Source organism: Armatimonadota bacterium (assembly GCA_013314775.1).
Lineage (GTDB): Bacteria > Armatimonadota > Zipacnadia > Zipacnadales > JABUFB01 > JABUFB01.
The window spans coordinates 318370-342945 of the sequence record JABUFB010000001.1; the positions used below are offsets into that span (position 1 = coordinate 318370).

Genomic DNA, 24576 nt, shown 5'->3' on the forward strand with positions numbered 1-24576 from the left:
GCAATCCAGACAGTACTCCCCAGAAACCCATCGCGACCGGCGCCCTACGGCTGCCTCACCGAGACATCCATCCGGGTGGTGGATTCGACGTTGAGCACCTGGTTACCCCGGCACTCGGCGTAAATGTGGTTCGGGATCACAAAGGAAGCACCTTCCTTGAAATTGTACGCAAATCCCTTCGAGTAGTCGTTCGGGTCTACGTACCCGCGCACCAGGCTCACGCGACCCAGGGAGATGAGCGTCAAGTCGCCGTCTTTCTCCACGCGCTCAATGGTGTAGCACGCATTTCGCGCCCGGTCGTTTTCGATGATGATCTCCTGCCCGACCAGCGTATTGCCGGCAGGCAAGTCCGCGTCCACCCAGAGCCGCGCGTCGTCCAGCGTGTCCTTGTCGAAACGCACTACTTTCCCGGTATGACCGGCATCGGGCGCGCTCAGGACTATGTCCCCGTACTGCAGGCGGGTCCCGGCGATGAGCGCCATGCTTTCCACCACACCGTCTCGGGTCCGCACTATTGCCAGCCGGCCCTGGCAGGAGATAGCGTCGTCCACCGTAACGGCGGCTCCATCCGGTGAATAGATGAGGGTGTCCACTGCGCCGGACTTGAGGTACACCCGCAAGGCCACTGGACCATTGTGCGGGTCGCCGGGAAGTGGCAGTCGCTCGGCGCGGTCGATGACGGGGTCTCCCTGGTAAGGCTCGAGCAGCGCGACGAAGGTACTGGTGAGGTCCTCGCCTGCACGGTGGGAGAGGCAGTAGCGCAGCCAGCGCGGGTTCCCGGCCTTGTTCTGCGGGGGCTCGCCGTCCGCGAGAACCACGTCGTCCGCCGGCGTAAAGTCCCACATCCGCACGTGAACATCTTCGGCGCCCGTGGCCCCGCGGTATCCGGCCTGCACCTTCCAGTCCACCGTCCAGTTGTCCGGAGGCAGGTTGTCATACTCAATCCGCCCGAGCCAGGAATACCCGTACTTCGGCCCCACCGGAAGCGTGGTGCCGAAGGCGATATCCGGCCCTGCGAGTGTCCCTGTCTCCTGGGCTGTGAGCTTGAGGCCCGATGTCGTTACCTCAACCCCGGGGCCGTGAAGACCACGCATGTGGTCGGTGCCGCCTTCCACCCGGAATACATCCAGCGCGTAGCCCAGCCAGTCGGAGACCTGTATCATCGCCACAGTACGGCGGTAATCCCGGGTGGACGCATACACGTCACTGCTCTCTACCTCGGCGCACTGGAAGCCCGGCAGTACCTTGAAGAACCGCGGGTGGCCCACCCAGTTGACGCCTTGCGGGATCTGGTCCACCAGCACGGTGTTGTGGGAAATCGTGGGGTCGGTGAATTCATTGCGCTGAGGCCAGCTTGTGGCGAACTCAGGGTAGCCCAGGTCCGGCGTCAGGTCAAAGCCGAACCCGTACAGGCCGATGTTGAGCCGGTCCTTGTGCCCATGACCGCCATTGCGCCCGTAGTACATGAACAGGCCGGTGCCGGCCTTCGCCTGACCGTACTCCAGGGTCAGGAAGCCATAGCCCGGCATGTGATGCGGGCCAAGACCCGACAGCGCTGGGGATTGCAACGCGATCTGCTCCACTTCGCGGCTGATACGGTCCGGGTCCTCGTCGAAGATGGACCGTCCGAGGCCCGCTGCTGAGTTCCCGTTGGCCCGGTATGCCGCCAGGGCGATCTGCGCGTCCTTCAGATACCGGTATCCTCGCACTATGAACTCAGGCGAGCTCTGGACCTTGCCAATGTCTCCGGTCGCGCCGGTATCGCCGATGGAGGGGGTGTCATAGTCCAGGATTGTGATGCGCGATCCCGCGGTGAAGGTCTTTGCAAACTGCGGGAAGTCCCGATAGATATCGTGCTTCTCGTACTTGCCGTAGTCCGCCAGCATGTCCGCCAGAGTGCCGAGGTTCGCGCCCCATCCCAGCGCATAGCCTGGAGCGGCTTCAGCGCCGACGCCGTCCCGATCGATACCACCGACGATGATGCCCGGCACATGTCCGCCATTCTCAGCGAAGATCCAGTCCAGCATCCGGGACGTCTCGGGCTCTGTGTTCAGGGCGATGGCGCAGGCGGCCATCGCTCGCTGGTGCATGCCCTCATTGCCCCAGATCTGCTGGTTGCGCACCGCTTCGGCGCCGCAACGCAGGATGTTATCGTCGATGTTGGCCATGAGCAGTTCACGGCTGCCCTTTGCGGTGGGTAACTGGTACTTGCGGCCCATCTCGGCCAGAAACTCATACAGCTCAGGCTGGTCCGAGAGGCCGGTGATGATCTTGTCGTAGTCTCGCGCGAAGTTGGTCAGGACGCCGGTCTCCCAGATCCGCCCCTCGATCTTCCCGCGTCCACTCCCGCCGTCCGAGTGGTACCAGCCCATCTTGGCGTACTTGCCCCAGTCCATAGCCGGATAGACGTCGGCGATGCGGTCCAGGAGCACCGCGCACTTGCGAGCGTAGAGCGGATCGCCGGTCATCACGTAGGCTTCCGCGAGCACACCCACGCCGGCGCAGACGTACTGCCAGTGTTTCCAGGTGTAGTAGCCGATGAACCGGTGGGAGTTGCCGTCGGCATCGATGTATCCGTAGCCGTCATCCACGCCCCACTTGTGCAGCGGGTCGGCCGGGTCCGGGTGTTCGGCATTGAACAACAAGGAGCGGTCGCCTTTCTCGGGGTCGAACAGCCCGTGCTCGTCGAGGGCACTCTCGTAGTACTTGCCGAAGTCGTTGGTAGGGTAGACCGTCTTGCATGACGGGCAGGTGATCTTCCAGGGCTTCCCGGCAGGATCCACAATCCAGGGGTAATTGCCGAACTTGAACACTTTCTCGCCGCAGACAAGACATCCGGGACGGACCTTCCCCGACTTGGTGTAAGTCATCGTCGCGTCGATACAACGGGGCAGGTCCTGCCCGGGCACCATCCGCCAGAGCTCCTCGTCGGACTTTGCTACCCAGGAAGCAGCATTTCTCACGGCACGGTCTCGCATCGTCTTCGCCCAGTCGTGTCTCTCCACGTTCCGGCGTACATTGGCCAGGCGTTCGGGGGTGTACATGCCCCCAGAATCCCGGGCGAAACAGCAGAGGGGTAAGAGAACAGCAATGATGGCAGCGGCGATCCAGTGTGTCATGCCAACCTCCTGGGGCTCAAGCTACAAGGATGATTCGCGCCGGGCCTCGTTGCGACCTTCAGAGCCTTCCCCAAAACAGCGTGGGGTCCCAGTTCAGGGACCCCACGGCAGTACGCTCTTCGGTTCCGGGGCCTACCAGATGCCCCAGATTTCGTCGTATACGTTATACCATCCGGGTGACTTGTCTTTGGCGTACCACTTGGCGTGACCGTCCACGAAAGCCACGTTCAGGCCCTCGTTATGCCTGCGCGCCGGGCCCCAGCCGTTGATCGTCGCCAGATCAATCGGGCCGGTCGTGGCGGGGTTCCCGTGGTTGTGCCCGACTGCTTCAAAGACCAGGGGCACTTCCGCGACACTGGACACCTCGGCTAACGCGGTGGGGGTGCGCTGATATGAGGCGCCTGCCGGGTTGATCTCATGCACCAGGCGGTCATTGGGGCCGTAGGAATGTTTCGGATCAGGGTGGCCAGGCTGGATCAGACTCAGGTCCATGCCCGCGTCGCCACCAGATGGCGTTACCCACGCGCCGCCTGCGAAAACCTTGATCGCCGCGTTCCTGCTCGGACAATCTCCGATCTGATTGTTCTTTACGTACGGCATGACCACGTCGAACATGCTAACAACACCCGTGGCGGTCCCGAACATAAGCGGCGGGAAGCACTCATCATAGTCCTGCACGTACATGATCACGCCGAGGTTCAGTTGCTTGGAGTTGGCCAGACATGAGGTCTGCCGTGCCTTCTCTCTAGCGCGTGCGAACACGGGGAAAAGAATAGCGGCTAGAATTGCGATGATAGCTATGACCACTAGAAGCTCGATGAGAGTGAAGCCACCACGCCGACTCGCCTGCATAGGAACCCATCCTTTCTCTAGTTTCGCGGCCGCACGGCCGTTCCCATCCGATACTATTCTGCTTGTCTGCGGGGTGAGTCCTTCTGTATAACCTTGCTAGCGACGCGCGCGCAGAATGAACGTGACCGCGGCATCCCGCCTCGCCCACACGGAATACTGACCAAGCGCTATTGCACCCCTTCCCGGTGTGGATAACTCGGATGCGAACACGTATTCTGATCCATTCCGTCGGGTGGAACGCCCACACCGCCAGGGACCTGTGGGGCGATCTCTCCGCTCTGGGCCACAGCCTCGACAATTCATCGGGAATCGGTCCGATAGTGCCAAACATCCCATATATAAGGGGGTTTTCCACCTACGCAGCGTAGTTTCAACAGGGTTTTCCACAACCCGCCGTGTCAGCGCACCGCTAGAATCCCCCAGAAAGGCGTTTATCGGCCCATCGCCAGAAGTTGGTGCCCCGGGTGACTTGCGGCTGCATTCCACGGTGGGCTTCATTTTCCACGCGGGTTTTCCACATTGTGGATAAGTCGCCCTCTACACTATCTCAAAATCCGGGCGGCAGTCCCTGGCGGCGCGTGGCCACAGGTGCAGGTATACCGGGGGGACAGGGCGAATTCAGGTTTCAGATACATCCAAAGGGAAGTGATAGAGATGTCCCGTCGTCCAAGGCCGGATGAACAGCCCTTCACACTCCTCACCAATACCCCCATGCGGCAGGCCATTGGTGAGCGCACACTCAAGAGTGTCAATGAAAAGCCCCATTTCTGGATGAGCAGCGAGATGGATGCCACCGCGCTCACTGAACTGCGTGCGGCATTACGCGAGCAGGGCCAGACCGACATCCCAAGCTACAACGACTACATCATCAAGTGCGTTGCCCTCGCGCTGCGGGACAACCCGCGGTTCAACGCCTGGGTCGCCGAAGACGGCCTGCACGTGCTGGAGCATGTGAACGTGGCCTTCGCCGTGGCCACGGAGAAGGGCGTGCTCATGCCCACTGTCCTGGATGCCGACACCAAGAGCATGCAGGAGATTGCCGCCGAGACTCGGGAGATGATCGCTCTCGCCCGCGACGGCAAGCTGCGGGCGAGTCTCCAGATGGGCGCAGGGTTCAGCATCAGCAATATCGGCCCCTCGGACGTGGACTCTTTCAGCGCTATCATCAGCCCGCCGCAGACCGGCATTCTGAGCATCGGCGCGGTCAAGCCCCGCCCCGTGGTGGTGGGTGGCGAACTGGCGGTCCGACGCACCATGATCTGCACCCTGAGCGTGGACCACGCCGCAGCTGACGGTGCGGACGGCGCCAACTTCCTGCGGGACATCAAGAAACGCATCGAGAGCCGCGAGTTCCTGGAAAGCCTGTAAGCCCGAGGGGATCGACCCACACCCATCGTGAGGTTCCGTGCATGTCTCTGGTATTTCTCGCCGCGGATTTTCCCCCGTCTCGGGGAGGGATCCAGACGGTGGCGTATGAGTTGCCCCTGGCCATCCACCGTTCAGGGGAGGCTGTAGGTGTGGTCACGGTCTGCCGCGAGGGTGGAACCGAGTTTGATGAGACCTGCCCGTACCCCGTAGTGCGCGTGCCGGACGGGTCAAAGATGCAGGTCGCGGCGAACCTTAGCGCGGGCGTGTCGGGGCTGATCGACCAGATCCCCGAGCGCCCACGGGCCATCATTGCCACCAAATGGTTTCCCGAAGGCCTCGCGGCCATCAACACCATCAAGATCAACCGCCCCAAGGTATTGCTCATCGGACACGGCAGAGAGTTCCTGCTGACCGGCGGCAACCCGCTGAAGTGGCTGGCCCAGAAGTATATCTTGCGGCAGGTCGACATCTGCATCGCGGTGAGCCACTGGACCGCCGAGCAGTTCATCCGCGCAGGAGTGCCCTCGAAACGCGTTCGCGTGGTGAACAATGGCGTCCGTCCTGAACCCTTCATGGAGCCCCATGATCTGGCTCCACTGCGCGAAAGCTTGAACATAGGCGACCGTCCGGTGCTGCTCACTGTGGGCCGCCTTGTGGAGCGCAAGGGCCACGCCGACGTGATTCGCCTGCTGCCGTCCATCATCCGGCAGGCGGGGCCTGTTGCCTATCTCATCGTAGGCACCGGGCCCGAAGAGAAAAATCTGCGCGATCTCGCAGCCGGCCTGGGGCTGTTGGATTCCGTGATCTTTGCAGGCGACGTTGCCGACGAGGACCTGCCGGCGTACTACCAGCTGGCTGACGTCTTCATCATGCCCACGAAAGACGTTCGAGGGGATCCCCTGGAGGGCTTCGGGGTGGTGTATCTCGAGGCCAACGCCGCGGGCAAGCCGGTGATCGCGACCCGTTGTGGCGGAGTGGCTGATGCGGTCCATGACGGGGTCTCAGGGCTGCTGGTCAAACCTGGGGATGATGAGGCGCTGGTGAAAGCAGCGGTGCGATTGTTGACCGACCGCGAGTACGCGGCAGAGCTGGGCAGGCATGGACAGCAGCGTGTCCGGCACGATTTCAACTGGGACCGCGTCGCCCGGCGCTTCCTGGAGGCGCTGTCGTCGCCGGGCGCCTGAGAGAGGCGCCCGGCAAGTGCCGCAACCACGCCCGGCGTGGCGTTGTTATTCGCCAAGACACTGCCTCGACTGCGCCGGAAGCAGTGGCACGGATCTCTCCGGGCCGATTTCTTCCGGATGGCTAACCACCCAGGTATTGTTTCACCTCGGTCACGATGCGGTCGACTTGCGGGACCACGAACAGTTCCATCGGCTCGGAGTAGGGGACAGGCACAAAGGGTGCGCCGATGCGCAGCGGCGGCTTCTTCAGGCTGCCCCAGAGCCGTCCGGTCACCTGCGTCGCGATCTCCGCGCCTAGCCCGCCGAACACCACGGCCTCGTGGGCAATGATCAAGTTGCCCGTTCGGGCCACGGATTCGCAGATTGCATCAATATCCAGTGGCTGGAGCGTCAGCGGGTCCAGCACCTCCACGTCGATGCCGTCCTCCGACAACTTTTCCGCCGCATCGAGGCAGTAGGTGAGCGTCCGGCTCCAGGAGACCAAGGTCGCGTCCTTGCCGGGGCGCTGGATTTTGGCCACACCCAGCGGAATGACCTCACTCTCCGCCGGTATTTCGCCCTTGAAGGTGTAGTGGGCCTTGTGCTCGAGGAAGACCACGGGGTTGTCGTCGCGAATCGCGGCCCGCAGGAGCCCTCGCGCGTCCCGGGGCAGGCCCGGCATGACCACTTTGAGGCCCGGAATGTGGGTGAACCACGCCTCCAGGTTCTGCGAGTGCTGGGCGGCGTAACCCGCTCCTCCGCCCGCCGGCGACCGAAACACGATGGGCAGGCGGAACTGCCCGCCGCTCATGTAGCGCCACTTGGCGGCATTGTTCACCACGGCGTCCGAGGCGTGGGTGAGGAAGTCGCAGTACATGATCTCGGCCACCGGGCGGAACCCGGCGAGGGCCGCGCCCACAGCCATTCCCGCGATGGCCATTTCCGAAATAGGCGTGTCACGCACGCGGTCCTCACCGAACTCCCGCTGCAAGCCGGTGGTGGCTCCGTAGACCCCGCCATACTGCCCGACGTCCTCGCCGAACAGGATGACCTTCTCGTCGGCCTTCATCTCCTCCCGCAGCGCGGTGCGGATCGCTTGGGCATAGGTGACTGATCGCATTTTGGGTTCGCTCATTTACTCCACCTCCGGTTCCGCGTACACGCCGGTGAGTGCATCTTCGGGGTTCGGCCAGGGATCCTCCACCGCCCGCGCGTAAGCCTCGTCGATCTCGGCCTGCACCCGCTCCCGCATGTCGATGGTAGTGTCCAGATCAACCGTGTGGTCGTCGATCATCTCGACTTCGAGAATGTGGATCGGGTCGCGTTCGCGGAACTGCGCGATGGTCTCGTCTTCCGTGCGGTAGCTCTCCTTGTCTGCGGTGTGATGCCCTTCGAAGCGGTAGGTATCGAAAACGAAGAACCGGGGCGCCGGCTCCGCGCGCATCTCCTCGGCGGCCTTGGACACCGCCTCGTAGACCTGCATCACATGCATCCCGTTGACCTTCTGGCCGGGAATGCCGTAGGAGCAGGTGCGGTTCTCGAGTTCCATGAGAGAGCTGGACTTCTCCAGGGGCACGGAGATGGCATAACGGTTGTTCTCGCACAGCAGCAGCACCGGCAGGCTCCAGAGCGCTGCCATATTCGCAGATTCGAGAAATGCGCCAGTATTCAGCGCGCCTTCGCCGAAGAAGCTGGCTACAACGCGGCCGCTGCCCTCAAGTCGCGCGGCCAGCGCCATGCCCGCCGCCATGCCTGCGTTCGAGCCTACCACCGGATTCTCGCCCATGAAGTGCTTCGAGGCATCGGCAATGTGCATGGAGCCGCCTTTGCCCTTGCAGCAGCCGGTGCGGCGGCCCATGATTTCGGCGAACATCACGTAAGGGTCCACGCCTTTGGCGATGGCATGACCGTGACCACGATGGGTGCTGATCACCGGGTCATCCTCCCGCAGGGCATGGATCGCGCCTACCGCAACCGCTTCCTGCCCGATGCCCAGGTGGGAGCTGCCACGGAAAAGCTTTTTGGGCAGCAACACATCCCGAATCTTCTCTTCGAAGAAGCGGATGCGCAGCATATCCTCATAGAAGTGAAGGAGAAGCTCCGCGTCCTTTTTCTTGCGTGCCATGGCCTTTTCAGCCTCCTTCTCGCCAACTGTGCCGGCTTCCGTCAGCCCAGTTCGCCGCGGCACACGGGATGACCTGCGAACCGATGCTCCTCAACTGGGGCGGGTTGCGCTTGCCCTGTTGGTGTATACTGGTGGGGCAGTCCACCTCTCGCTGGAATACAGGGACCATGCGAATCCTCATCGTCCACCGCAATGCCCGCATTGGCGGCGCAAACACTTACATCCTTGCGGTCGCGCCGGAACTGATCGCGCGAGGGCATGAGGTGCACCTGCTCATCGGCCCCGGGCCGCTCCTGCCGAAACTGCGCGAGGCCGTTCAGACCCGGGTCATCGTCGCTCCTCCGGTGCGCGCGGCGGGCAGTTTCGTCCTGCGCCGGGCCATTCGTCTTCGGCAAATCGACGTGGTCAATGCCCACACCGTCACCTCTGGCGCGCTGGCCCTGGCGGCCTGCAGAGCAGAAGGAGTGCCGCTTGTCCAGCATGCCCACAGCCTGATCCCGCTGGACGAGGCCAATCCGGTTCTGCGCGGGGCGGGGGCAGTGATGGTGATGAACCGTTCAGTGCAAGACTGGGTGGGGCAGGTCGAGGGGGTTGCCGAAAAGACCTTTCTCAGTCGTCTGGCCGTAGACTCCGCACGCTTCCATCTGTGCCCTCCGCACGAGAATGGCGGTTTCCACGTGCTCTACTGCGGCCGGATGTCTCGCAGGAAGGCGGCTTATGCTCAGGACCTGCTGGAAATGCTGGCCGCGGTGGACAAGCAGATTCCGGGTCTGCGCCTCACCATCGTCGGCGGGGGCTCGCGCCAGGTATATATGGGGCGGACCGTGCGCGCGGCCAATGCCGGACTGGGCCGGGAAGCTGTGCGGTATGCCGGGGAGACTCTGGACACGGCGCCACTGATCGCCTCGGCGGACTGCGTCATCGGGGCGGGGTATGTGGCGCTGGAAGCTTTGGCCACCGGACGGCATACCATCGGGGTGGGCATTCAGGGCCTGACCGGATATGTGACGCGGGAGAATCTGGAAGCGTCGATTGAGGCCAATTTCGGGGATCACGACGCCTTCGACCGCAACGTGACGGCCGACTCTCTGGCTGCACAGGTACTGGCCGCATACGCAGCCTGGCAGCGCGAGAAGGTTCTGGGGTGGGCCTCCGAAGCGATTGGTGAGGAGTTCTGTGTCGCCCGGGCATGCGACGATCTGGAGAGGGTCTACGCGTCCGTTGCCGGCAGGTGAGAGGGGCGCCTCCGTGGGCTATCTGCCGGCCAGGGCGTCCTCGTATACCCGCACAAGATCGGCTGCCACTTTCTGAGGGTCGCACATGGCGCACACGAGTCCGCTGCCCCAGGTGATTTGCCCCTGCTCTCGGTGCCGCGTGTGGGCATCCCGGATCATTTCGGCCATGATCTCGGGATTGGCCTCGCCGAGGCGCGCCGCGGTATCCCCGAAATTGCCCGCCAGGGCATCCATGAATTCAGCCTCATCCACATGCCCCCAGACGCCCTCGAAACCGACCCCGATGAGGCGGCGGTTCATCGCAAGTGCTTCGAGAGCCACGTACCCGGCACCGATCACCACGTCCGCCTGGTGCAGGTAGGGCCTTGGGTCGTCGACCTGCCCCGGCGCGGTGATCACCATCTTCCCCTGGGTTATGTTGACTCTCTCCGCGGCGTCTCGGACCATCCGGAGACGGTTGGCCACGCCGCCGACCACCACCAGCGCGAGATCGGGCATTTCGGGCACAAGAGCCTCGACGGCAGCGATCGTGGCGAACACCTGCGCGCCTTTGGTGCGGCTCAAGCGGCAGCAGTGGACCACCGTGAAGTCTGCTGTGCTTTCCCGCGGTTCGGGGCTGAAGTGTTTGCAGTCCACCGGCAGAATCGACTGGTAGACCTTGTCGGCATACTCGGGGACTTCGCGCCGGATGTGCTCGACCGTGCCCCGGTTCATGCCGATGATCCGCGATGCGTACGCCAAGGCCTCCAAGCCGGGACGCATGTCCCGCAGGCTGTGGATGTTCATAATCAGCGGAATGCGTGCCCGGCGACAGGCGCCCAGCGCATGGACTGCGCTGTTGAGGGTCTGGGTGACGACGATATCGATGGACCAGCGTTCCAGGGCTCGGGATACCGCTATCGAGGCCAGCACGGGCAGTGGGGGATGGGCCGCTACATCGCGGAAGACAGGTCTCACTTGGTGGTAACTGCTGCCACCGGATGATACGAGGTAGCAGGCGTGGCCCAGATCAGAAAGGGCCGGGACCAGCGTTCGCAAGTAAGTGGACCCTCCGCCAATCTTGGCGTTCCGGTCAACAAACAGGATGTTCATCGGCAGGCTCGCAGGGGGGCAGTGGCTCGTGCGGTCCCCCCCCCGCCGCTACCTGAGTAGTCGAACCTGGCCCCCCGATCAGGGAGTTGGGTTCGTTGCGTTTCCATCAAATGCCGCCGGCGTGCCGTACAAGCCGGGCGACGTAGGAACGGTGTCTCGCTGCCACCAGGCACCCGCCGGGGGCTGAGTGGTGGCTGCGCTGGGCAACCAGGGATTGGGCGCCGCCGTCGGAGCCGTGGCTGTTCCCTGGCTGGGAGGCGTGGTCATCCACGGGTTCGGCGCCGTGGACTGCACCTCGGGCGCGCCGGGTGCTGCCGGCACGTACTGCCACCCGTTGGTCGCAGGCTGGGGCCATCCGGGCGTTAGCGTTGTGTCCTGGGGGACGGCCAGACCTGGCACTGCGGTGTTCACCCAGGGGTTCGGCGCGACAGTGGCCTGAGGGGCCGCGCTCACCCACGGGTTGGGCAAGAGACCGTCGGCTGGTGCGAGCGGCCCCGAGTTGGATTGCGGCAGCGTCGGCGCGGTGTTCCAAGTGATGCCCGGCGCCGTTGGGGCAGCGCCGCCCGGTGAAGCGGTCTGCTGCCACCCGCTCTGTGGAATGGCTACAGAGGGTGCTGTGGGTAACCATGGAGAAACGGGCGCAGGCACAGTGATGTTTGGTGACCAACTGGACGGTGTCTGCTGGACCCACGGATTGGGCGCGAGCGGCTGCTGAGTCTCTGGCGCCGGCGTGTACCAGCCCCCCATCGCGGGGCCGGTGAAACCGCCGCCGGGAGGGATGGTGGGCAAGGGGGCAGCGTTCGCAGGCTGGGTGGTGCCCCAGGGGTTGTACCATCCGCCCGTCGCGGCGCCCGGGGCAGGAACGGCCCCCGCCGGGGCTGTGGTGGCAGTGGGAGCGGGAGCAAGCCAGGGCTGGAGCGGGTTAGCCGTCGGCGCGGGTGCCGCGGATGACGCAGGCGTGGTGGGACTACCGTAGAGCGAGGGCATGGGGCCACCATATGGGGCTGTGGGAGCCGACCACTGGAACTGCGCTGCCGCGCATCCGCATAAGAGCACGAAGGTCACGGCAATCAACCGGGAAAAGGCTGAATTCATCGGCATCCTTCTGCACCTCCAGAACCCCAGCACACAGACGACTTGGTCCGGGGACGCAAACCACACTGCTTTATTATAGTCGTACGCGCGAGAGCCGTCCATAGCGCCCGCGGGCGCGGCATGAGCATCGCTTTTGCAGTATGCGTGCCGGCCTACGTGCGTGGGCGGCGTCCAGCCTCGGCGGTCCTGGGGCCGTCCAACTGTGACCCCCGTAGGGGCGGATGAAACCCGGTGCGAGGGGAACGACCTGTCGCCCCCTCCGGGGGCTCACGCGGTCGTGAGGGGCTTTACAACACATTCGCGGGAACGCATACTTCTCTCCCGTCACGCAGTCAGCCCTGAAAGGGCAATGAGAGGGACGTCGTCGACCATGCCTGACATACCTTCGCAGCCCGGCGCGGATAAGCTCCCCACACTCGATGAATACGGACGCGGGGAGGCCGGCGATGACTACGATCGTCGGCGCCGCCGCATGCTCGTCCTCGTCACAGTGGTGGCGCTTACGGGACTGTGCGCCTTCGCCGCGCTCATGGTCTATGCGGTCCGGCGCAATGTGAACCGGGAGCACTATGAGTTCCGCGCCTTCGTACGGCCGGGGGTGGGCGAGGACGAAGTCATCGCCGAGTTCGGCGAACCGTACCGACGCTTTTTCACCCGCTCATCCATCGAACCTATCCTGTCAGGGCGCGGACAGTACACGCGCTTCGACCGCGATGTCTCTCCCGATCAGCCGGGCATGTCCGACTTCTGCAAGGTCTTGCATTACCGCACCACACTGGAGCACGGGGAGTTCGTATTCATTGGGACGGACGGCAAGGTCACGGCCGTGGTGACCGGCTCGCCGTAAGCGCGGATGGAGGAAAACCCCGTCCCGGTCGCGAAGTAATCCCCCGAAAACCCACCCCGCGCAGGAAAGGCTCAGAATGGCTTCCTCGACTCGTGAGACGGTCCTGGCACGCTTTGAGAATCCACCCGCCGCATACCGGCCGATGATGTTCTGGATCTGGAACGGGGTGCTGGAGGAACGAGCCGTGCGCGCGCAGGTCCGCGACATGGCGGAGAAGGGTTGCGGCGGGTTTTTCATCCACCCGATGGGCGAGAACTTCCGACTCAAGGATTTCATTGAGGGCCAGTGGCCGCCGTATCTGTCGGACGGGTACTTCCAGGCTGTGCGCTGGGCCACGGAGGAAGCAGCGGCGCAGGGCATCTACGCGTGGTTGTACGATGAGGGGGGCTGGCCCAGTGGCACCGCTCAGGGCAAGGTGCTGGAGGGTCATCCCGAGCACACGGCCAAGGTCCTGCAGATGGAACAGGTCGCCGCAACCCCGGGTACTCAGTTCGCCTGCCCGGCGGAGACCGTCGCGGTTCTCGCGGTGTTCCGCGACCATGCGCCCGAAGTCCTGGAGATCGTGTCCGGCGCGGTCACCGTACCGTCGCTTTCCCACGGCCTGCTTCTGTTCCGTCAGGTTACGCGTGACGGCCGGGTAGACTTGCTCAGCCACGCCGCTGTCGCCCGGTTCATCGAGGTCACCCACGAGCAGTACGTCCCGTGTGTAGGGGAGTATTTCGGCAGCGTGATTCCGGGCATGTTCACCGACGAGCCGGCGGTATCGGGGGCCGTGGGTACCGACGCCATCCCGTGGACCGGGGACATGCTGCTCACATTTGAGCGCGACCGTGGCTTCGACCTGCGCCCGTTCCTTCCAGCGCTGTTCGCCTCTGACCAGCTCTCAGACGAGGTCCTGCATCATCTCGATGAAGCCGACGTGTTCCGCGCTCGCTGCGAGTTCAGCGACCATTGGACCGATCTGTTCCATGCCGCGTACTGGCTGCAGATCAACCGCTGGTGCGAGCGCCATAACCTGATTCATACGGGCCACGTGGGCGGCGAGGACAACCTGCCGGACCATGGGCGCCACGGTTTCGGTCACTTCTTCAAGACGGCCGGCGCATTGCACGCGCCGGGAGTGGACGCGATCTGGCGCCAAATCTGCTGGAACAAAGACAACTTCGATTTTCCCCTGTTCGCTTCATCGGCTGCACACCAAAGGCCCGGCCAGGGCGGCGCGCCGGACGAAGAGAGCCCCTTCGATAACCTGGTTGTCACCGAAACCAACGGTGTCTACGGATACGGGCTGACCTTCGAGCAGATGCGGTGGCTTGTGGACTACCAGTGCCTGCGCGGCATCAATCTCATCGGGCATATGTCCTACAGCTACACCACCGCGGGCGGCCGGCTGTATCGGACCATGGATCACGTGGGTCCCGGGAACCCCCTGTGGCCGCTGTTCAAAGGGTACGCAGACTACGTGGGGCGGCTGTGCTCTGTGTTGCGCAGTGGTGTGGCTCTGGCGGACATCGCGGTCTACTACCCGATTGAATCCGTCTGGGCCGACCCGCGCGGGCCCTCAACCGACCGCGCCTGGAAGTCCTTGCAGGCAATCACCCGAGCGCTGACCGAAGAACAGGTGGCTTTTGATTACATCGACGCGGACACGATCCAGAGGGCGGCCGTCAGCGAAGGTGCGCTTGAGACAGACGGGCAGTTCTACGGGACCATTGTGGTGCCCGAGGCCAGCGTGCTGCCGGTTGGAGTCCTGAAGACGCTTCTGGCGTTTTACGAGAGCGGCGGCCGGGTGGTGTTCCTGGATGATGTGCCGCGTCTGGCCGCGGAATTCGGGAAACAGAGAGAGTTCGAGGCCGCTCGTGATGGCCTGATCGCGGGCGCAGTGACCATGGATAGGGAGAGCGAGAGCGGCAGACTTGGAGGCGACACGCGCGAGGGGCTGTCTGAGGCGGCGCGCTGGGACGGACTCGCCGCCGGGCTGGGCATGTCAAGGCAGGACTACTTCCCGTCAGAGTTACTGGAGGACAAAGCGGTCATCTTGGTCGCGGAAGTGGAGCTGGCCCGGCTGGCACGTCTGCTCGCACTGCGTGCCGGGCATTACGGCTTCCAGGTCTCCGGCTTTGTGCCCGAATTGCGCCTGGCCGTGCGAGACCTGGGCGACTTGCAGGTCGCCTTCATGATGAACGAGAGCCAGGAGCCGATCCATTTCGAGCTGGAGATCGTGCGCGATCAGCCCGTGAGCCTCGAGCAGTGGGACCCGGCCACTGGCCAGCGCGAGCTTCTGACCATGCATACGGAGGTCGCCGAGATCACCCGCGTGCCCTTCCGGATGCGAGCGGGAGAGTCGGCACTGCTGGTGCTTGACCCCGACACTCAGCCCGCGATCCCCGCTCATAAGGTGCGCAAGCTATCCCAGCCTGTGGTCATCGAAGTACTCGACGAACCCGATCGGGTACGCATTGTGTCGGATTACCGCATTATTGACGGCGATATGGACATTCGGACGAGACAGACCCCCCAAGCCGATCTGCCCTTGCGCATCGGTTCCTGGGATGATCTGGACTTGATCGATTTCAGCGGAACGGTTGCCTATGAGTTCACCTTCACGATTGCGCCCGAGTATCTGACCGGGCCAGTATATCTTGATCTCGGTATGGTGAAATATGTGGCCAGGGTGATTCTCAACGAGAAAGAACTGCCGCTGTACGGATGGGCGCCCTTCGTACACAACGTGACGCCGGCTCTACAGGAGGGCGAAAACCGGTTACGGGTGGAGGTCACCAACACTCTCGCCAACCAGTGCTGCAAGGAGAGCGTGGTTCACGAAGCGAAGGACCGCGGGTGGTTCAACACGTACTTCGAGCGCTCGCTGCCGATGATGTCCGAGTCCCTGCCGTCAGGCCTTTTCGGTCCGGTGCGTCTGTATATCGAGGTCTGAGGCAACCCAGGAAGGGGGCTTGCAGTGGCACCCATACCTGTACTCAAGTTTGGCGGGCTGACCCTACAGGGGCGCGAGCGTTTCGGCCCGGATGAGCCCGCACTGCTCGAGGAATGTCGCCGGCTTGAGAGTGTCAATGCCATCTACCGTCACATTGAGACAAGGCGCAACCAGGCACGCTCGAAACGCCTGCGTGAGATTGCCGAAAGTTTCATTCTGCCCCTCACCAGGGCCGGAGTGATTCCGGTGGTCGTTGTCTCGGCGTTCGACTGGACCACTGACAAACTGCAGCAGTTAGCGTACTGCGTGCATGAGAAGCCGGATGACCGGGAGTACGCACGTCTGCTCATGTCCGGCGAGCTGCGGGCGAACGCCGCCCTGGCGATGGTCCTGCAGTGTATGGAATGTCCGGCATGCTCCCTCACCGGCCACGAGGCGGGCATCAACACCACCCCACAGCACGTCGACGCTCTGGTGCGCAGGGTTTACCCGAGCTACTCGCGCAGCCTCATCGAGCGCGGTGTGGTCCCGGTGATTGCGGGTTTTCAAGGGTACTTCCGCAACCCGAAGCTGGGCAGGAACGATGTATCAATCCTGGGCCGCGGGGGCTCGAACCTGACGGCGGTGGCGCTTGCGCATGCGTTGGGGCAGAGTGAGTGCACCATGTTCACTGACGTGGACGGGATCTATGACAAAGACCCGCGGCGGCACCCTGATGCCCGCAAGCTGCCGGAAGTCAAAGCGTCTGACCTGCTGGACTGGGACCCGTTCCCCCAGGTGATCCAGAAGGAAGCCGTGCAGTTTGCGGTCGATCGACGGGTCAACATCTGGATCCGCGACGGGTTCGATGCGGACGCTCCCGGAAGCCTTATCGTCTGCACCGGCTAAGATAGCCGGCGCGGTGAGCAGAATCGGCAAGAGGTATACGTGACGGGACGGCGAAACCCTTGGCAGTGGCGGCGGTCTTACTTTACAGAAGCCGAGTGTGGTGGGCGTGTGGTGATAGCGTCGGGGCGGCACAGGGTCCTGGGAAGCTCTGACAACGGTGTGCTCTGGAGCGTCGGGCGACTGGCTCGGCGGTTTGCTTGCCATATTTTCGAACGCTGTGCTATAATCGCCGCGTCTTCAGCTTTGAACGAAGGCGCGTCGGAACAAGGGAAGGCGCCGAACGTTCCTACAGGGGTATGCGCTCTCCCAAGAGAGCTGCGATCGCGTACCGGGGCGCGCGTAAGCGTGACAACGTGTACGCGCTCGTTTGCGTGTAGGGCGCGCCCTCGCCCGGGGTAGCAGTCGGACAATGGGGGCCGGGGAGCGACTGCAGGCACCGTCGCAGCAGCAGGCACGCGCGTCAGGTCGTCACCGCAGTAGGTGTCATAGGGAGTGATCGTGTTGCGCAAGGGCCACGCCCTGTCCTCGGGCATCGGACTTTTGATAGCGCTGGCCGTCTTCGCCGCTTTGGCTGGGGCCTATGAGGCCGCAGCCGCACCGTTCCCTCCCGTGGGTGGAGCGTCGACTGCCCACTACGACGATTTCGGTCGCGTGAGCCACCACCGGTACATCGGGCACACGCTTCCGCCCCTGCCCCGGGCCATTAGCACCGCTCAGACCGGCGGGCCCAACCCGGACGTCAACCTCACCCTCAATGCCACCGGCAGCCAGGAACTTCAGCCTGCCGGCGTTCCCAACAACAACCTGAACCGGGTGGCCTTCGCCTCCAACGGCGTAGATGAGGATGCCGACGGGCGCATCGACGACACGCTTCCTGCTGATGCGAACTACGACATCTGGATCATGCGTCCGGATGGGTCGGAGCAGTTCCGCGTCACCAATCTGCCGGGCGACCAGATCGAGCCCGCCTATCACCCCGGGTCCAATGTCATTGCGTTCGCCGGCAACCAGACCGGGCGCTGGGAGATCTACACGGTCCAGCTCGTAACCGGGGTCGTGCAGTGTCTCACGGACAAGCAGCCCGGACGGAAGATGCACCCGACCTTCAACCCTGACGGCAACTGGATCGCCTACCAGTGCTGGATCGACAGCGCTGCGAACTGGGACATCTATAAGATGCCGGCCAACGGCTCCCTGCCCCAGCAGCAGCTCACCACCTCCAACAACGACGACACTGATCCTGCCTGGAACCCGGTGGGCAATCCGCTCAGCCCTGCGGGGAATGCCATCCTGTACACGGCCAAGTCTGGCACGCTCAGCACCATCAACTGGGTGGACGCGGAGACCGGGGACGTCGAAACCATCTCAGCCGGCGGCATCTCCAGCGACAAGGAACCGGCATGGAGTTGGGACGGCCAGCGCATCGCCTTCGCCAGCAACCGTCTTTCCGAAGGCGACACGCTGCCTGACTGGAATATCTGGTCTATGTTCGCCATCGGCGAGCTCAGTGGCCCCGAAGCGGTTCTCATCTCCAACACCAACGTTGCGGACACCACCGACGACACGAACCCCACCTGGACGGCGGCTCTGGAGCGCCAGCCGGTTCGGATCGTCTACGAATCCAAGCGCAATGACGGGGTCGGCGCAGAGCCGGACATCTGGGCCACGTTCTCCACGGATACCGAAGCCCCCATCCTGCGGGACCTGCCCTGGGTGAACCGCGGCACCGACAACATGACGCGCATCCGCCAGTTCTCGCCGGGCGACGATGTCTACTTCCACGTGCCGGTCTACGATGCCGGAAGCGGAGTGGGCCGGGTCTTCGTGACCATCAAGGACCCGGACCTGAAGCAATGGGTGATTGACTACTGGTCGGGCAGCCAGAGCTGGGACAGCGGCTTCGAGGGATACCAGTATCTGGAGTATGACTACTACCCGATCGCCAGCGTGGAGTTGTTCGACGACGGCGACCCGGCCAACGGAGACCTCACCGCCGGCGATGGGGTCTTCAGCGGCGTGTGGAGTATCCCCGCCAGTCTGGCCAGCGATTTCGTGATCGATGTCCTCGCCATTGACGCCAGCGCAGCTGCGAACGGCCAGAACTACGACAGCATCTACGGTTTCACGAGCCTGGTGTTCAGCCCCAAGGGGAATATCCTTTTCGTCAACGACTACTGCGAAGGCCAGAAGTTCATCTGGGAGATGGGCTTCAATAATGACGCAGGCTCCCAGTGGTACACCGAGAGCTTCTACACCTTCAATCCTGGCTACTCCCCGAATGCGACGAACCAGTCGACGACCGAGGCCTACAGCGTCACGAAGGATACCATCAAGACCTACGCTGCCGGTTGGGGAGTGGATGAGGAGTACTCCATCTGGCGCATCATCTGTCGCGGCCCCATTCCTCAGGGCGTATATCAGTACTACCTGCCCACGGTTGAGCAGCAGCTTGATCCGGTGGAGGCCGCCGATCCCCAGCGAGCGCCCAACGCCGCTCCCACACGGACCGTGCCTGTTGCCGAACGCGGCATTTTCTGGGCCTGCCCCCACGCGGGCAACCTGTGGGTCGCCGACGGATCCCTCATCGATGCGGGGACCCAGGCGGACTTGGACCTGTTCCTGGAGCGAAGCGGCCGCCTGTTCGTTTCCGGCAGCGACATTGCCTGGGCGCTGACCCTCAACGGAACGGTTGCTAACGACTTCCTAACCAACACGCTCAAAGCAACTTTCGTGAGCGATACCTATCTGGGCAACTACTGGATGTACTATACGCCGGTGGGTGCCAACCGCAGTCGGTCGCAGCGCGTTGACCTGGACTGGGCGGTGGTCGGCAGTAGCAGTGACCCGGTGACCTTCGACCCGTGGGCAGGCACGTCGGCCGGCCCCTGGTCCCATTACCACTCACTGGCGCAACCCGCCGTCTACGACTCGGATGACATGCCCGACAGTCTGACCACGCCGTCAAACTGGGGCGATCAGACGCCTACCTCTCATGATGCTCATCCATACTCCTGGCGACCGGACGTAATCCAGGCGGGTCCGGACGCGGTCAAGCTCTACGGTTACGGTGGCGCGGAGGGGCCTACGGCCGGCCTGAGATACCAGGACCCGATTAGCGGCGGCAGGCTTGTCTTCCTGTCCTTTGGCTTCGAGTCCATCCACCGCGGCTACCACACTCCGTCCAATCTGCCAGCGCACTGCAAGAACCATCGGGCGACGCTGTTTCACAATGCCTTCTGTTGGATGCGCACCGGCAGCTTCCAAGGCAAGGTCGTGGATGTAGCAGGAAGCAAGCCGATTACCGATCCGAACCCAATCGTGCTGCTGTGGCGGGGCAACCACAACCCCGGCGATCGCACCACCGCGCCGGACTACGCGGTGCGCTGCCAGGACGACGGAACGTGGGTTATCTCGGGCATTCCTCCGGGCTTCTACAGCATGGAAGCCACCCGTCCGGGCTACGACATAGACCACTATGACGGCTATGTGGTCCACGGTGGGTGGGAGCCGTTCATCGTTGACTTCGCGATCACGCGGGCCCGGCCCGGCGTCGTGACCGGCACCGTGACCTCCGAGGCCAATGACGAGACACTGGCTCTCGTGGATGTGACCGTCTACGAGATCCCGGTTGAGGAAGATGAAGATGAGGGCGGCACGGCAGGAACCACCCAGACGAAGGGCGACGAGCCAGACTGGGATGCCCTGCAGCCGGTGACCATAAACGGCAAGGTCAAGACGATCAAGACCGGCGTGGACGGAACCTACAAGATCGAGGACCTTCCTCCCGGCCGGTACTACATCCGTGCTGACGGGACAGGGATCGGTTACGGCGACGACTGGGCGGAGATCCTGATCACTGCTGGAAACACCACCACGCAGGACTTCGAACTGCCTGCAGCCGACGGCACTCTCGAGGTTACCGTGGTTGACGATGCGGACGACACACCCATCGCCAACGCCAGCGTCCAGGTGCGCACCCAGGCGGGCGTGCGGGTGCAGACCGGCACTACCGACGCCACCGGGGTGGCCACCTTCAGTCTGCAGCCGGGGAATTACCTGCTGCGTGTGGCAGCCGCCGGTTACGGACAGGCCGATGGCGAACCGGCCCTGGTCCAGTCCATCACCACGTCGGAGGTCACCGTGCGCCTGACCGCCGAGGCTGGTGCGCGCGCCCTGTCCGGGAAGATCGTCTCGGCCACAAGTGGGGCTCCCGTAGGCAACATCCTTGTCAGCCTGCTGGTGAACGACGTGGTTGTTGCTACTACCCGCACGCTGGCCGCTTTCGTTGATCCGGCGGGCGACGACCCGGAGTACAACTACATCTTCGATCAGGATGTTCCGACCGGCGAAGTTGTGGTCAGGCCGTCGCCGGTTGGCTTCACCGCAAGCCCCACTGAGCGCACGGTCACGGTCGCCAGTGGCGCGCTTGTCCCGAACGTGAACTTCACTCTCAACAGCCTCTACGTCTTCCCGCGGGGCCTGCAATTGGTCAGCGCTCCCTACGACTACGAGGGCATCGACGCGGCGACTCTCCTCAATGTGGCTCCCGGCGACCTGAAGTTTGCTGCCTGGGAGGCCTCACGACAGCGCTATCGGATCTACCCGCTCGCCCCTGCGGACCAGTTCCGCCTGGGTACGGGTTACTGGCTGCGCCTGGATAGCGCGACGGATGTTACCACGCCCGGAACTCCTGCGCCGGACCCGACGGAGATTCCGTTGGAGACGGGGTGGAACATCATCGGTGACCCGTCGACGCGACTCATCGACCTGTATACCGTGATGGTGCGTGATCAGGCCGGGGTGACCGTCACCATGCAGGCCGCCCTGACCGAGGGCTCCGTGGACGGCGGCATGTTCGCTTACGTACTCGGCGGCTACCAGACCACGGCGATACTGAACCCGTGGGTGGGGGCTTGGATCAAGGCCAACAAACCGGTCACACTGATTGTTAGCGAGTCCGCGGGGGCGCTGTCAGCCGAGACCGCGGCGACAAAGGCTGCCATCCGCCAGCCCGAGGACGGTTGGTTGGCGTCCATCGAAACCTACGTGGATGGCCTGCAGGACCGCTCTGCGCTGTTCGGGCAGGCGGCATCTGCCTCCGCCGGGCACGATGCCGGGCTCGACATGAGCAAACCGCCTGCGGCTGATCTGGGCCCGTATGTCTACACAAGCTTCGTCGGTGCCACCGGGGGCTCCTATGCCGTGGACGTGCGGTCGGCACAGGCCGAAGATAGCCGCTGGACCATGAAGGTCGCGACGAGCCAGACGGGTTCCAGCGTGACACTCCGCTGGCCGGACTTGAGTGCGGTGCCCGCCGAGGTCCGCCCTGTACTGACCGATCTCGCCACGGGGAAGAGCGTGTACATGCGGACTGCTCCCAGCTACACTTTCGTTGCTGGCGACGCGCCGCGCGAGTTCGAGATCACCGTAGGCCCGGCAACCGGGGCCCCGCTGACAGTCAGCGGAGTTTCGGCTCAGCAAGCCCGCGGTGGTGTAAGCCAAATCGCCTACACCCTCTCGAGCGCTGCAGACGTGGACGTTGAAATTCTGAACGTAGCCGGTCGGCTGGTGAAGCGGGTCTTGGCAGGCGAGAGCCAGGCGGCGGGCGCGAATACAGCGTTGTGGACCGGTGTGAGCGAAGCTGGTACTCGTGTTCCGCGAGGACGGTACCTTGTTCGAATCACCGCCCGCACCGACGATGGGCGACAGGCCAACGCGGTTCAGGCCTTCAGTGTCGTGCGCTAGCAGCTCAGCCCGACCGGCTGGTCGGCGGCCTGCGGCCGCCAGCCCCGGTAACGGTCGGGGATCGAGGCTTTCACAGGGGCTTCCGAGCGCTTCGGCGGCCCCTGCGCAGAGTTTACAAAGCGAAAACTTGTGTGCTATACTGCGGGGCCGTTGCCCCGGCTATAAGCGGAACACGCCTGGGAGGGAACCGACCGTCATGAGGCGATTGCACCATTGCATCGTAACCGGCCCCGTAGCTCCTGTCCTCACCCTACTGCTGGTGCTGGCCCTCGGGTTCACTGACACTCCCGCAGCGCATGCCCAGAAGATCAGCCAGGCCATTTCCGTTGCGGTTGTGCCTTTCGCGAACCGCTCCGGGAACCCTAGCCTGCTGATCTCCGATAAGGCCACTGACGCTGTGGCTCTGGCGCTCGATGACTCCCAGGAGTACGTGGTCACCACGCGCGCAGACACCCGTCGCGAGATGGAATCCCTCGGCATTCTGCGATCCGAGACCGGCCGTCATTCGGTATCCACCGAGCAGATGGTCCGTCTTGGGGAACGACTCCGTGTGGAGAAAGTCGCGTCCGGTTCTGTGGACGCACTGTCCATCCAGAAGAATGGGCAGTGTCGTGTTCGCTTGACCCTCACCCTCCTGGACATTGCCACCCAGGAGTTCCTGGAAGGCGCGACTGCCGACTATACCACGCGCCCGATCCCCGGCTGGACGGGCGACGAAGCCAGTGCCATGAACGAGGCCCTGCGCTCGGCTGCGGAGGAGTGCGTCCGCAAGATCCAGACCACGCGCACACCACGCGGTAATGTGGATATGGTTGACAATTCCGGCGCCATCATCGTGAACCTCGGTGCCCGCGACGGTATCGAAGTCGGCATGCAACTGCTGGTAGTGCGTGGCGTGTGGAATGCCGGCATTGAGAAAGTCGTTCTGCAAAAGATCGGCGTGATCGAGGTCAGTCGGGTCGAGGTGAATGACTGCGTCTGCCGCAGTGTGAGTGGCAGCCTGCCTCGCACGGCCGACAAGGTATACGTGATGTATCGTCCCTCCGAGCGGGTTGCTATGCAAGCCCGCCAGGCCAAGACGAAACAGATGAGCCGGGTGCTCATTGCCCTCGGCCTTGGTCTGGGCATCTACGCCGTCGCGACCGGGGATGACAACCAGAGCGCTCCCGGAGTCACCGCGTTCCTGAGCCAATCCGCGCCGGGCGCCGAGCCCCGCATTCGGGTTGAGGCCAATGCAGGGACATTCCCCGGGTCGGCAAAGACCCATGCATGGCTCGTGTACCGGGGCAGCTGGGCCGGATTCCCGCCCCTGGTGGATGATCGCAACTTCCTGGTTGCCGCGGTGCCCGGTTCGAAGCTATCGAATTTCGAGGACGACCCCAGTTTCCAGGCCGGCCTCGAGTTCGAGTTGACCTTCCAGTATTTCGATAGGGCCGGCGACGAGGAGGATGGGGACGTCAGCATCACCTACAACCACCTTCCGCTGACCGCTGGGCAGACCTACTTCTACAAGCTGCGACGTATCGTCGACCCCGGGTTCGTCGAGATCCCGATCGCCGATACCACACAGGCTGCGGATGAGCTGGAAGACGTTGATTTCGAGATCGATCCGCCTCAGTCGCTGGGCGACGCGAGCAGCCCTGCCGGGCCCATCACCTTCTTCTATCCGCCTCAGCTGGAGACGCCATCGAACGGCAACCAGACCGTTGACCCGCGCAGTGGGCGGACCACATTCCGGTGGACCCCATCGGTTGGGGCCGATCAGTACAAGGTCCTGATCTTCACCAACCCGCAGGCGACGGGCACCGCAGTGAAGGAGAGCCCCGTCCTCAACTCCACCGGCTCGACCACGACGATGAACTGGGTGCTCAACATGGACCTTCAAGGGGCCACCGAGTACTACTGGTTCGTGGCTGCTCGCCGCAGTGGGGAGACTCCCGCCCGGGTACGCAGCAACGGCTTCACGGGCTGGCTGCTGAGCGAGCCCTTCCGGTTCACGACAGCGGTCCTTCCGCCTTCCGGGCCGTCGAGCTCTGTTGACGGCGGCAAGCCGCGTCCCACCGACCGCGGCGGGATATTTGGCGAGATGCCGACCCGCCCGAAGTAGTC

Annotated in this window: 14 protein-coding genes; 9 read left to right on the forward strand and 5 right to left on the reverse strand. The window is 63.6% G+C overall.

Features of this window, described 5'->3' with window-relative positions:
• Nucleotides 1-44: 44 nt before the first annotated feature.
• Entirely contained in the window at nt 45-3119 is a 3075-nt protein-coding gene (locus HPY44_01225) for a heparinase II/III family protein (GenBank protein NSW54608.1), read from the reverse strand.
• A 132-nt stretch (nt 3120-3251) separates the two neighbouring features.
• Nucleotides 3252-3971 carry a DUF1559 domain-containing protein gene (locus HPY44_01230; GenBank protein NSW54609.1) on the reverse strand — a complete coding sequence of 240 codons (720 nt, stop codon included), beginning with the start codon at nt 3969-3971 and terminating at the stop codon, nt 3252-3254.
• 654 nt (nt 3972-4625) lie between these two features.
• On the opposite strand from HPY44_01230, the gene HPY44_01235 reads away from it, so the two are divergent.
• A complete protein-coding gene (locus HPY44_01235; protein ID NSW54610.1) occupies nt 4626-5339 on the forward strand; it encodes a 2-oxo acid dehydrogenase subunit E2 in 714 nt (237 codons plus the stop codon).
• Nucleotides 5340-5380: 41 nt separating this feature from the next.
• Nucleotides 5381-6523, forward strand: coding sequence for a glycosyltransferase family 4 protein (locus HPY44_01240; protein NSW54611.1), 1143 nt, complete (start codon nt 5381-5383; stop codon nt 6521-6523).
• A 121-nt stretch (nt 6524-6644) separates the two neighbouring features.
• Here the strand turns inward: HPY44_01240 and HPY44_01245 are convergent, their stop codons facing one another.
• Nucleotides 6645-7622, reverse strand: coding sequence for an alpha-ketoacid dehydrogenase subunit beta (locus HPY44_01245; protein NSW54612.1), 978 nt, complete (start codon nt 7620-7622; stop codon nt 6645-6647).
• Between the two features lie 15 nt (nt 7623-7637).
• Nucleotides 7638-8627, reverse strand: coding sequence for a pyruvate dehydrogenase (acetyl-transferring) E1 component subunit alpha (locus HPY44_01250; GenBank protein ID NSW54613.1), 990 nt, complete (start codon nt 8625-8627; stop codon nt 7638-7640).
• Nucleotides 8628-8794: 167 nt separating this feature from the next.
• Here HPY44_01250 and HPY44_01255 point away from each other — a divergent pair, with 167 nt between their 5' ends.
• Nucleotides 8795-9862 (forward strand): glycosyltransferase, encoded by a 1068-nt coding sequence (locus tag HPY44_01255; protein NSW54614.1) that lies wholly within the window; start codon nt 8795-8797, stop codon nt 9860-9862.
• An 18-nt stretch (nt 9863-9880) separates the two neighbouring features.
• Here HPY44_01255 and HPY44_01260 read toward each other — a convergent pair whose 3' ends face one another.
• Nucleotides 9881-10900 carry a glycosyltransferase gene (locus tag HPY44_01260; GenBank protein NSW54615.1) on the reverse strand — a complete coding sequence of 340 codons (1020 nt, stop codon included), beginning with the start codon at nt 10898-10900 and terminating at the stop codon, nt 9881-9883.
• Between the two features lie 244 nt (nt 10901-11144).
• Between HPY44_01260 and HPY44_01265 the strand changes: the two genes are divergently transcribed.
• The 6 genes from HPY44_01265 to HPY44_01290 all read left to right on the forward strand — a co-directional run bounded on the left by HPY44_01265 (nt 11145) and on the right by HPY44_01290 (nt 24574).
• Nucleotides 11145-11393 (forward strand): hypothetical protein, encoded by a 249-nt coding sequence (locus tag HPY44_01265; GenBank protein NSW54616.1) that lies wholly within the window; start codon nt 11145-11147, stop codon nt 11391-11393.
• A 1026-nt stretch (nt 11394-12419) separates the two neighbouring features.
• Nucleotides 12420-12896, forward strand: coding sequence for a hypothetical protein (locus tag HPY44_01270; protein ID NSW54617.1), 477 nt, complete (start codon nt 12420-12422; stop codon nt 12894-12896).
• A gap of 76 nt (nt 12897-12972) precedes the next feature.
• Nucleotides 12973-15834, forward strand: a complete 2862-nt coding sequence (locus tag HPY44_01275; protein ID NSW54618.1) for a hypothetical protein — start codon at nt 12973-12975, stop codon at nt 15832-15834.
• Between the two features lie 24 nt (nt 15835-15858).
• Entirely contained in the window at nt 15859-16722 is an 864-nt protein-coding gene (locus tag HPY44_01280; GenBank protein NSW54619.1) for a hypothetical protein, read from the forward strand.
• 501 nt (nt 16723-17223) lie between these two features.
• The gene (locus HPY44_01285) at nt 17224-22467 is read left to right on the forward strand and encodes a carboxypeptidase regulatory-like domain-containing protein (GenBank protein ID NSW54620.1); all 5244 of its coding nucleotides are present in this window, start codon (nt 17224-17226) and stop codon (nt 22465-22467) included.
• Between the two features lie 196 nt (nt 22468-22663).
• The gene (locus tag HPY44_01290; protein NSW54621.1) at nt 22664-24574 is read left to right on the forward strand and encodes a hypothetical protein; all 1911 of its coding nucleotides are present in this window, start codon (nt 22664-22666) and stop codon (nt 24572-24574) included.
• The last annotated feature ends 2 nt before the right edge of the window (nt 24575-24576 follow it).